General features: G+C 71.7%; 11 protein-coding genes. 1 reads left to right on the top strand and 10 read right to left on the bottom strand.

The features are described 5' to 3' along the window. Positions 1-28: 28 nt before the first annotated feature. A complete protein-coding gene (locus ALLO2_RS10020; RefSeq protein WP_035731370.1) occupies positions 29-208 on the bottom strand; it encodes a hypothetical protein in 180 nt (59 codons plus the stop codon). An 83-nt stretch (positions 209-291) separates the two neighbouring features. Between ALLO2_RS10020 and ALLO2_RS10015 the strand changes: the two genes are divergently transcribed. Continuing rightward, positions 292-627 carry a hypothetical protein gene (locus ALLO2_RS10015; protein WP_148214940.1) on the top strand — a complete coding sequence of 112 codons (336 nt, stop codon included), beginning with the start codon at positions 292-294 and terminating at the stop codon, positions 625-627. Positions 628-711: 84 nt separating this feature from the next. On the opposite strand, the gene ALLO2_RS10010 is transcribed toward ALLO2_RS10015, so the two are convergent. From ALLO2_RS10010 to ALLO2_RS09970, 9 genes are all read right to left on the bottom strand, one after another. Then, entirely contained in the window at positions 712-1,470 is a 759-nt protein-coding gene (locus ALLO2_RS10010; RefSeq protein ID WP_035731437.1) for a hypothetical protein, read from the bottom strand. Positions 1,471-1,489: 19 nt separating this feature from the next. Next, positions 1,490-2,329 (bottom strand): PspA/IM30 family protein, encoded by an 840-nt coding sequence (locus tag ALLO2_RS10005; RefSeq protein ID WP_011437911.1) that lies wholly within the window; start codon positions 2,327-2,329, stop codon positions 1,490-1,492. Between the two features lie 48 nt (positions 2,330-2,377). Next, entirely contained in the window at positions 2,378-2,572 is a 195-nt protein-coding gene (locus ALLO2_RS10000) for a hypothetical protein (protein WP_023840200.1), read from the bottom strand. Positions 2,573-2,757: 185 nt separating this feature from the next. Next, positions 2,758-3,225: a Dps family protein gene (locus tag ALLO2_RS09995; RefSeq protein ID WP_011437912.1), complete on the bottom strand. Its 468-nt coding sequence runs from the start codon at positions 3,223-3,225 to the stop codon at positions 2,758-2,760. A 273-nt stretch (positions 3,226-3,498) separates the two neighbouring features. After that, on the bottom strand, positions 3,499-3,810 hold the full coding sequence (locus ALLO2_RS09990) for a helix-turn-helix domain-containing protein (RefSeq protein WP_035731363.1): 312 nt from the start codon (positions 3,808-3,810) through the stop codon (positions 3,499-3,501). A gap of 121 nt (positions 3,811-3,931) precedes the next feature. Continuing rightward, positions 3,932-5,233: a competence/damage-inducible protein A gene (locus tag ALLO2_RS09985; RefSeq protein WP_011437914.1), complete on the bottom strand. Its 1,302-nt coding sequence runs from the start codon at positions 5,231-5,233 to the stop codon at positions 3,932-3,934. Continuing rightward, entirely contained in the window at positions 5,223-6,032 is an 810-nt protein-coding gene (locus tag ALLO2_RS09980; protein ID WP_011437915.1) for a CDP-alcohol phosphatidyltransferase family protein, read from the bottom strand. Before ALLO2_RS09980 ends, ALLO2_RS09985 begins: the two co-directional genes overlap by 11 nt. Then, positions 6,022-7,593, bottom strand: coding sequence for a MiaB/RimO family radical SAM methylthiotransferase (locus ALLO2_RS09975; RefSeq protein WP_035731360.1), 1,572 nt, complete (start codon positions 7,591-7,593; stop codon positions 6,022-6,024). Before ALLO2_RS09975 ends, ALLO2_RS09980 begins: the two co-directional genes overlap by 11 nt. Positions 7,594-7,597: 4 nt before the next feature. Next, positions 7,598-8,467, bottom strand: coding sequence for a helix-turn-helix domain-containing protein (locus ALLO2_RS09970; RefSeq protein ID WP_035731357.1), 870 nt, complete (start codon positions 8,465-8,467; stop codon positions 7,598-7,600). Positions 8,468-8,567: the final 100 nt, after the last annotated feature.

The raw sequence follows: 8,567 nt of genomic DNA, 5'->3' as shown, positions 1-8,567 counted from the left end.
TCCGGCCGAGCTACCCGTTCCTGACCACCTACGGGCCGACGACGACGTTCGCGGTCGTCCGCGACCTGGTGAGCCCGGAGTTGTTCGCCTGCGCGGCCGACGCCGCGCGGGCGTGTGGCGGCCATTCCGAGAACGTGCTCAGGAAGGCGCTGAACGTCCTGACCGCGATCGTGATCCATACCGGTGGCAGCCTGAACGAGGTGACCACAGGCGACCTCCTCGCGTTCCAGTCAGCCACGGCGCCCAGCCGTGGCAGCAAGATCAAAATCCGGATAAGTCGGGCCGTGGGACCTGCCCCCGGCCTGGTTCGACCAACTCGCCCCCGGCGGTACGCTCGTGGTCCCGCTGCACTGGCGGGGCCAGGCCCGCAGTGTCGCCTTCGCCCGTCAGGACACCCATCTCCGGGCGGAAAGCAGCCAGCTCTGCGGGTTCATTCCCATGATCGGTATCGTGTCGACCGGCGAGCAGACCGGCACGATCACTGACAACGTGGACCTGTGCTGGGATGCCGACCAGAACATCGCCCCGGCCGCCCTGCACGAGATGTTCACTGGACCGAGACCACCGCGTGGTCCGGCGCCTCCGTCGTCGCCAACGAGCCGTTTGACCACATCTGGCTGTGGCTGACCGCCACCTCACCCGGCACCTGCCGCATCGCAACTGAAATCTTCGCTGGCAACCGACACCCGGGATCACCGTCGACATCCGCGATCAACCGGNAAGTTCACGCAGTGCGGCAGCGTAGCCACGCAGAGCCTCGATCTGCTGGGTCAGTCGGGCCAGGTCCGGCGAAGACGCGACCACCGTGCCCACGACCTCGCTGGCCGCTGCCAGCAGGTCGTCCAGAGTGGCCACCGACGCCGACATTTCGGCCACCAGGTCCTTCCTCGTCGCCAGGATCTCGGCTCGTCGAGCGGGATACGTCACCGCTCGGGCCGCCCTTTCACACGCGACGACCCGCATGGCGGTGACCCGCAGCCCGTCCACCAGATCGGCGGCGCCGGCCACGGCCGCCCGCACCGGGCCGCGGGCGGCGCCGGGAGCAAGCGTCCGGGCCATCGCGACGAGCGCCGCCAGACCCGCCTCGCCACGGCGCAACGGCTCGGCGGCCGCCGAGTGCCGCAACGCCCAGGGAGGCGGAGCGGGAGCGCTCGGCAGGGCGAACCCGCGGTCCTCCCGCCGGATCACGGCCGTCTCCCAGCCCGCGAGACCCGCCCTGATGATCGCCGCAGCGCCCACGACCAGCCAACCCCAACCGTCCACGACGGCGGCGACCGGCGTCACCGAGGCCACGGCGATCCATCCGAAGGCGGTCACCGCCGCCCGACGACGCGCCCACCGGACGCCACGCCCGGCGCGCCGTTCGGTCCGCAGCAACGACCGGCGTTCGACATCGGCACGCACCCAGTCCGGCAACGCCGGCCGCAGTGCCCCGCCCGGCGCCCCGTCCCAACCCGGCCAGCCGGTCACGGCCGGTCCGCCATCCGACTCACGGCGTCCCACCGCCGGTGGGCTTGGCCGCGGAACCAGGCGACGCCGCGGAACCAGGCGACGCCGCGGAATCGGGCGATGCGGCGGAACCGCCCGCGCCAGCGGGAAGCTGGCCCCCGGCCGCCATGTCACCGCGCAACTCGGCGAGGCGGGAGGAGGCCCGGGCGTCCATGGTCGCGCGCCGCACCTCGATCATCCGCGCCTCCATCCCCTGGGAGGCGAGCTCGTGACGCCCAAGAGCGACCGCGTAGCGCTGCTCGACCTTGTCGCGGATCTCCCCGAGGGTGGGCGTGTCCCCCGCCGGGGCGAGCGAGGACATCCCCTCCATCGCCTTGGTCATCTGCTCCTGCATGGCGGCGTGCTCGATCTGTGTCAGCAGGCGGGCACGCTCGGCGAGATGGCGTTGCATCCGCACGGTGTTGTCCTCGACCGCGGTTCGGGCCTGCTGGGCGGACGCGGCGGCCTGGCGGTGCAGGTTCTTCAGGTCCTCCAGCGATGCTTCCGCCGAGACCAGCTGGCTGGCGAATGCCTGGGCCGTCTCCTCGTACCCGGCCGCGGTGACCAGGTCACCGGCCGCTCGCGCGTTGTCAGCCAGCAGCAACGAGGACCGGGCGGACTCGGTGAGGTTCGCGACCTCGTCCACCTGGCGTGCCATGCGCATCTCCAGCTGACGCTGGTTACCCACGACGAGCGCCGCCTGCTGGACCAGCGCCTCGTGCTGCTGCCGGGCCTCCATGATGGCCTGGTCGATCTGCACCCGCGGGTCGGCCTTCTCGTCGAACTTCCGGTTCGCCGAGGCCGACAGATAGCGGTAGATCTTGCGGACGACATTCGCCATACATCGATCGTCGCACGCCGGAGCCGCGGCGGTTACCCCGCGGCGGACTCAGACGGGCGGCTGCAGCGCCGTGCGGCCGCGTCCCGCGCAGACCAGACACGTCCGGCAGGCCGGCACAAAGCCGCCGCGCATGGTGGCGAAGACCACCAGCAGCTCGCCCAATCCGTTGCAGCTCTTGCACACCTGGACCAGCCGGCACTCCGACCAGCCGTCGTCGTCCTCCGGCCACGCGGGGGTATTCACGTGATCTTCTTTCCCTGCGGGCCATGCCCGGGAGTCCGCCCGGGAACGACGATCGGCACCAACCTGCGCCACGAGAACTATCTCGGGATAGTCGCGGAGGGGTCCGCCACCCGCCACCCGCCACCAGACAACCCTTTTCGGGGGAGGGCCCTTTCGGGGAGGGCAAACCGCCACCGGCGCGGGACTCACACCATCGCCTGGAACATCCAGTGCTGCTCCTCCAGGTCGTGGACGATCTCGATGATCAGGTTCTGGGTGACCGGGTCGGCCTTCTCGGTCGCGTCCATGCGGGTACGCATCCTCGTGACCACCCCGGCGAGGACCTCGGTTGTCTGCCGGATCACCTTCTCATCCGGGATGTACCCCACCTCCACTCCCGGCAGGTGGGTGCTTCGGGCGACCGTCGAGGACTGACCGTCCGGGTTGACCCCGATCGCGACGGCACGTTCGGCGGTGGCGTCCGCGTAACGACGCGCCAGATCGACAACCTCGTCGAGTTGGCGATGCACACTACGGAAGGTGCGCCCGGTGACGTTCCAGTGCAGCTGCTTGGCGGACAGGGACAGGTCGATCAGGTCGATCAACGTGCCCTGGAGGGCCTCACCGGTGACACTTCGTGCCCCGTCGGACAGCGGGCTGCGGATGGCACTCATACTCGACCTCTCTCACGCCGGAGACATCTGCTCCCTGCGGCGTGCCCCGTGAAGAGATCCGTATGCGACCAGAACACCCGACGTCCAGAACGCCCCGACGTCCAGCACAGCCCGACGTCCAGCACAGCCCGACATCGCGAACGAGACACACATCGAGACCTACCTCATCGGGACCTACATCACGAACGGAGCGCACGTCATGAACGGAGCAGACCCCGAACGTGAACGGGACAGCCGACGTGGCAGGACACCGGAAGACGCCGGACGCGCAACTCAGGCCGCCCGGTCGACGACCGCGGCGCGGGNGGGAACCNCCACGGNGGGCGCGCCGNCCCGCGCGGCGACCGCCAGTTCGGCGAGTTCGAGATCCTCACTCNCCTCGCGCAGCAGGTCCGCGAGCCGTACTCCCAGTGCGTCACAGATGGCGGCGAGCAACTCGGAGCTGGCCTCCTTCTGCCCACGCTCGACTTCCGAGAGGTAGCCGAGCGACACCCGTGCCGCCGACGACACCTCCCGAAGCGTGCGGTGCTGATCCTGACGGCGGCGGCGCAACGCCTCGCCGAGCATGCGTCGGAGCAGGACCATCGAGCCTCCTCCTTCGTCCGCGGGATGCGTTCACCGTATACCCACCGCCGCGACCATCGGGCCCTCGTTGACGGGACTGTAACTGTGTAAGCACCTCAGATCCGGTGATTGGTCTCGCGCATCAGGGTGCGCCGTCTCCGGTTGTGGTCATCTCGCTGTTCGGCAGCCCGGCGAGCATCCGACGCACCAGGTCCAGCGCGGACACCACCGCGTAGGTGCGGATGCGCGGCCGGTCCCCGGGCAGCCGTACCGACCGGGTGACGGTGCCGTCCGGTCCGGCCAGGCCGATATGCAGCGTTCCGACCGGTTTGTCCTCCTGCGGCTGCGGGCCCGCGACTCCCGTGGTGGCCAACCCGTAGGTGGCGCCCAGCCGGGACCGGACCCCCGCCGCCATCGCGGCGGCCGTCCTCGACGACACCGCGCCCTCGGCGGCCAACAGCCCCTCGTCGACACCGAGCGCCGACGCCTTGACCTCCGTGGCGTAGGAGACGATGCCGCCACGGAACGCGGCGCTCGCACCGGGGACGTCGGTCAGCCGCCCGGCGAGCAGCCCCCCGGTGATGGACTCCGCGACGGCCAGCGTCGCCGACCGCTGGACGAGCAGCCCCAGGACCACGCCTTCGAGGGAGTCGTCCGCACCGCCGTACACCCCGGCGCCCAGTGCGGTCCGGGCCGCGGTCTCCACCGGTGCGATCAGCATCTCGGCCTCGGCCCGATCCCGGGCCCGGGCCGTGATACGCACCCGGGTCTGGCCACCGCTGGCCAGGAACGCGATGCGCGGATTGCCGATCCGGGCAAGCCGGTCGACCTCGTCCGCGAGGGCCTCGGCGACGGCCGACTCCCACATGCCCGCCGTGCGCAGCACCCGGTGGACGACCACCGCGGGCTGCCCGGCCCGGCGCAGGATGTCGGGCAGCACGCTGGCGGTGAACATGCCGTTCATCTCGAACGGCACACCGGGCATCGCGTAGACGACGCCAGTCCCGATCTCCATCCGTATCCCCGGGGCTGTTCCGGTGCCGTTCGGCAGCGGTTGTGCCCCCTCGGGCAGGTCCGCCTGCCGGTAGTTCATCTGGGGCACGCGCCGGCCACCGTCACCGCGGCCCATGTCCCGGAACCGTCGCCGCAGCATCGACTCCAGGAAGTCGTCCCGGCGCAGGCCGACGCCGGCCGCGGCGGCGATGCCCTCGCGGGTCAGGTCGTCCTGGGTGGGACCGAGCCCTCCGGTCATGATGACGACGTCAGCCCGGTCCAGTGCCACCCGGATCGCCGTGGCGATCATGTCGATGTCGTCACCGACGACCGTTGACGTCGTGACGGTCACTCCGACGTCGGCCAGCTGCCGACCCAACCAGGCCGCGTTGCCGTTGACGATGTCGCCGTAGAGAAGTTCGTCCCCCACCGCCAGCAGCTCAGCGCGCATCGGTCCGCCCCTCCGTCTTCCTGATGGTCGGTCCGGCCGCCGTCGACGGGTCGGACCCGGCCGGCCCCGCCATCCGGTGGCGCACCGAGGGGCCGGTGCCGGGCGAGAGGCCGGTGGATGGTGCGCCCCTCGGCGGGGTGACACCGCCGGAATCCCGCGAGGCCCGCCGCCGCAGCGTGAGAGCTCGACAGACGTAATCGATCCCGGTGACCATGGCGACCACCACGCCGGCCGCGAGAATCACGGCCCGGCTCGTGGCGGCAACGCCCGCCAGCGGAAGCACGTAGAGACCGATCGCGACGTTCAGCAGCAGGGTCTTGGCCTTGCCCCCACGGCTCGCCGCGATCACCCCGAAGCGGATCACCCACAAGCGCAGGAGGGTGACACCGACCTCCCGCAGGAGGATCAGTGCGGTGACCGGCCAGGGCAGCTCGCCGAGCACGGACAGCGAGATCAACGCGGCACCGGTCAGCGCCTTGTCGGCGATCGGATCGACCAGGATGCCGAAGTCGGTGACGAGGTGCCAGCGGCGGGCGATGGAGCCGTCGATCTGGTCGGTCATCGCGGCCACCGCATAGGCGCCGAAGGCGGCGTACCGCCAGGTGTGACCGTCGGGCCCGGCGAACAGGAAGACCACGAAGACCGGCACCAACACCAGCCGCGTGATCGTCAGCAGGTTGGCGACGTTGACCACCGGGGCCGCGGGGACCACCGGGGCAGAAACGGGCTCCGCGGGGAGCGGCGACGGCCCTTCGCCGCGCTCCCCCTGGCGTCGGCGCCCGACGCCGTCACGTCCCATCCGCGACGCCCCGGCCCACGAGGGCCGCCGCCCGGTCCGGCGTCGGCCGCGCGACCGCAGCCGTGGGACGGGCCCGATCGAGCACCGCGATGAACTCCGCGATCAGATCGACACCCTCGGTGGCGACCACCCGGGCCTCGACGAGATCCCCCACCCCGACGAGATCCCCCACCCCGAGGCGCTCCGGCCCGTCATCCGCCGCGCCGCCCGGGGACAGTCGCACGACGCACCCGCCGTCGACCTCCGCCTGCTGGTGGGCGGCGCAGCCGGTGGCCAGACCACCGGCGACCTCCTCCACCAGGACCTGTACCCGGGAGCCGATCCGCGCGTCCGCCCGGGCGGCGGTCAGCTGCTCGACGAGGTCGGTGACGCGTACCCGGCGGCGCTCGATCAGCTCATCGGGGATCTTGTCTGTCAGCCCGGCGGCCTCGGTACCCTCCTCGTCGGAGTAGCCGAACACGCCGACGGCGTCGAGCTCGGCGGCCTCGAGGAACTCCGCGAGGATGTCGACATCCTCGGGGGTCTCCCCCGGGAACCCGACGATGACGTTGGATCGCGCCCCCAGCTCGGGCGCCAGCGCGCGGGCGCGGGCGAGCAGGTCGAGGAAGTGCCCACTGCCACCGAAGCGGCGCATCCGGCGCAGCACCGGCGGGCTCGCGTGCTGGAAGGACAGATCGAGATAGGGCGCGAGGCCCGGAGTGGTCAGCAGCACCTCGAGCAGCGACGGACGCATCTCGGCGGGCTGCAGGTAGACCGTGCGCACCCGGACGATGCCCGACACCGCCGCGAGTTGCGGCAGCAGCTTCTCCAGCGCGCGCAGATCCCCGAGGTCCTTGCCGTAGGAGGTGGAGTTCTCGCTGACCAGGACCAGCTCGCGGGCACCCTGACCGGCCAGCCATTCGGCCTCGGCGAGCACGTCGTCGGGTGACCGCGAGACGTGGGAGCCGCGGAACGACGGGATCGCGCAGAAGGCGCAGCGCCGGTCACNCCCGCTGGAGATCTTCAGGACGGCGACCGGCCCGGCCGTCAACCGCCGGCGCAGCGGAACGGCTCCGGTGGACACCGCGGCCGGCGGGAGAGCGGGGGCGGCCCGGTCCACCGGGGTGATCGGCAGCATCGTCCGCCGGTCACGCGGGGAGTGCGCGGGCACCGGGGTACCGGCCAGCACGGCCGCGAGGTGCGTGGCGATGTTCGGATAGGCATCGAATCCGAGGACCGCGTCCGCCTCGGGCAGGCTCTCGGCGAGCTCGGTTCCGTAACGCTCGGCCAGGCAGCCCACGGCCACCACCGCGCGCGGACCCGGGCCGGCGCCGTCCGCGGGACCGGACGGACCGCCACCGGCCCGCAGGCCGTCCGCCGCAAGCAGGGCGTCGATGGAGTCCTTCTTCGCCGCGTCGACGAATCCGCAGGTGTTGACGAGCACGGCGTCGGCGTCGGCGGCGTCGGAGACGAGCTCCCACCCGTCCGCGCCGAGCCGGGCGGCCAGCTCCTCCGAATCCACCTCGTTCCGGGAACAACCGAGCGTGATCAGAGCTACCCGGCGATGGAGGCGTGTGGACACCAGGTCAGGCTACCGGGACCGGCGCGGGCGGTGGCGCGGCCACGAGACCGCTACGCTGTTCGTCGCCGACCTCGCAGGCGCCGGAGGCTGCGGCGCTCACCCGGATCGTCACGACCTGCCCGAGCCCGCCCGGCGCCCCGAGGCTCCTGCCGTTGCACGACACATCGACCGCACCGGCATTGCCCACCCTGATGTGCAGGGCCCCCGACGCCGTCACCGTCCGGCTGTCGCCGGACTGCAGGAGCTGGGAGAGCAGGACATGCTCGGCGTCGTCGCGCACCTCCAGCCAGCTCTGCGCGTCGCGTACCGTCAGGACGACGTTCACCCCTGTCGGCGCGGGCGTGGTCACGCTGGGAGCGGCCGGGCTCGTCGAGACCGGCGGGACGCTCACGGTCGGAGNGAGCCCCACNGCCCCNCCCNGCCCCNGCGCGGCCCTGTCGTCCGAGGAACCGGAGGAACCTGGCAGCAGCAACGCGAGAGCCGCGATGACGCACACCACGACCAGCGAAACGATCATTGCCGGACCCCACCGGAACCCGCCGCGCCGCCGGCGGGACCCCCCGCGCAGCGGATCGAACTCGGCCGAGGGGATAATCATCAATGGGCCGGTGTGGTGCTCGTGCGAGGCGTCGTAAGCCGCCAGCACCCGCCCGGGATCGAGCCCGAGGGTGGTGGCGATGCTGCGCAGATGCCCGCGGGCATACACCGTGCCGCCGCACTGCGAGAAGTCGTCCCGCTCGATCTGATCGATCAGACCCGCCCTGACCCGGGTGCGCTCGCTGACCTGGGAGACCGTGAGACCGCGGTCACGCCGCGCCGCGGCCAGGATGGACCCGACGCTGTCCCGCGGCTGCGGATCGTCCGCGGACTGCATGAGCGAACCTCCGCAACCGTCTTTTCCGCCTACCGTGGGCGCGAGGCCTTCAGTTTACGGTGCGTCCCCCGGCGCTGAAAGCGGGGACATTCCACCGGAG

The organism is Frankia sp. Allo2, assembly GCF_000733325.1.
In the GTDB taxonomy this organism is placed as follows: Bacteria; Actinomycetota; Actinomycetes; order Frankiales; family Frankiaceae; genus Frankia; species Frankia casuarinae.
Note: the sequence above shows the minus strand (reverse complement) of the source record. Positions and strands in the feature narration are given on the sequence as shown.